This window comes from Paraburkholderia sp. (assembly GCF_035948235.1).
In the GTDB taxonomy this organism is placed as follows: Bacteria; Pseudomonadota; Gammaproteobacteria; order Burkholderiales; family Burkholderiaceae; genus Paraburkholderia.
In genome coordinates this window covers 1-1,681 of record NZ_DASZJJ010000156.1, presented here as the reverse complement: position 1 = coordinate 1,681, position 1,681 = coordinate 1, and the positions used below count along the sequence as shown (strand labels likewise).

2 protein-coding genes and 1 pseudogene are annotated in these 1,681 nt (G+C 66.8%); 2 read left to right on the top strand and 1 reads right to left on the bottom strand.

All coding sequences use genetic code 11. The annotated features are described in order from the left end of the window. Positions 1 to 155: bifunctional hydroxymethylpyrimidine kinase/phosphomethylpyrimidine kinase (locus tag VG320_RS13915; protein WP_327200686.1), on the bottom strand; the 155-nt coding region annotated here is incomplete at its 3' end. A 342-nt stretch (positions 156 to 497) separates the two neighbouring features. On the opposite strand from VG320_RS13915, the gene VG320_RS13910 reads away from it, so the two are divergent. Together VG320_RS13910 and VG320_RS13905 are read left to right on the top strand one after the other, a co-directional pair. Beyond that, a complete protein-coding gene (locus VG320_RS13910) occupies positions 498 to 668 on the top strand; it encodes a rubredoxin (protein WP_008342674.1) in 171 nt (56 codons plus the stop codon). 255 nt (positions 669 to 923) lie between these two features. Then, positions 924 to 1,681: pseudogene (locus VG320_RS13905) on the top strand (hypothetical protein); the annotation flags it as partial.

Sequence of the window (1,681 nt, the reverse complement as noted above, 5' to 3'; positions counted from 1 at the left end):
CAGCCGGCCGAATCGCGCACGGTGTAGCCCGTGAGCACGCTGACGCCGTGACAGCCCATGCTCGCGAGCGTGAGCAGGTCGGCTTGCAGGCCGCTGCCGCCGGTCGGATCGGAAAGGCCGAAGGAAAGGACGATGGGAGGGGTGTCGCCGGGCATGGACGTGGACGGGAGGGAGTGAAGGGTTGGCTCGTTGCTGCTTTATGTGTTGCTGTTGTGTCGGTCCTGCTTTGCTGTCGTCCAATTATGCCGTCTGAAACGCGCAGCGGGGACGGATGAGTCGATCCACACGAGAGATTTTTCTACCTTGACCGGGCGCCAGGGGAGCGACTTGCCCTTGTCACGCTTGCTAGGCATAAAAACGGCAACACGGTACCATCATGGCTCTCATTACCAGGCGGTTCTTCTGGTAATTTTCCTGGCGGTTTTCACGACCGTACGCGTACGCTCCATCGAGGGCAGAGGCGCGCGGTATTTTGGACTTTTCGACGCGGCATAAGAATGGAATATAGAAGCTGGATGTGCCTGATCTGCGGCTGGATCTACGATGAAGAAGCCGGTTTGCCAGACGAAGGCATCGCTCCCGGCACGCGCTGGGAGGACGTGCCGATCAACTGGACGTGCCCCGAGTGCGGCGCGCGCAAGGAAGACTTCGAGATGGTCCAGATCTGAGGCCTGGGTCGCGTTCGTGCTGATTTGCGCCAATTCGTGCTGATTCACGCCGATTCGCGCTGAAGCGAACGCGGGGCGTGCAAATTGCTGCTGGCGTCCTGCATCGCGCGCAGGCGGGGCGTGCGGCCAGCCAGGCGCCCCGATGATGCGAAATCTGTCATTGTCGGGCGTTGAACACCCACACTGCATAGTAGTCCGCATCCGCCTGCCTCTGCCTGTACCGCTCGCAACCGTTTCCGGCGCCGCCTTTGCCTCATGACTCCTCATTCGCCGTCAGCCCCCTTCGAAGCGCTGCCTAATCCGCGCGGCGGCCACGTGCCGTTCGCGCATGCCGCGCTGGCGCAGGCCAGCCAGGCGCTCGACGAGCAGCGCGATGTCGCGCGGCCGCTGCGCCAGGCGGCGCGCACGTTGCGCGACGCGGGGTGGCTCGCGGCGGCGCGTTTCGCCGATACCTTGCTGCTGGCCTCGCCGCTGGCACTGGCGGCGAGCGTGCCCACGCCGCCGCCGCCCGGCATGCCGCCGCGGCCCGCGCAGGACCACGACGGCCCCGACGACAGCCGCATCCGCGAAGTCTTTCGCGACGCGCTGACCGATCTTTCAGCCGCGCTCGAACGCCACAATCTGCGCGAATTGGCCTGTTCGCCCACGCTCTACGCCCACCAGCGCACCCTCGTCGAAGCGCTCGCCGAGCACGCGCCCGGCGTGACGCTCGCTTACGAGGACATCGCGCTGCATGGCCGGCCGATTGCCGTCGCCACGCTGCACGCGCAGCCCACGCAGCGTCTCGCGCAGGCGCGCGCGCGCTTCGAGGCGGCGCTCCTGCCTGCGCTGAAGACGGGGCGCAGCAACGGCAGCCGCGCCGCCGACGCGCTCGCCCAGGCGGCGTTCGGCGAGATGGATGCCTGTTTCGCCGACCTGACGAGCGAAGACCCCTACGACTTCTGGCGTCTCGCCGCCGCCTGCGCCCGCGTGCTGCGGCGCGGCATTACGTTCTGGGGCGACCAGGATCTGCA

What these genes read in the sequence shown, in the direction of transcription:
- VG320_RS13910 (WP_008342674.1), top strand. Translation starts at nt 498, where the DNA reads ATGGAATATAGAAGCTGGATGTGCCTGATCTGCGGCTGGATCTACGAT.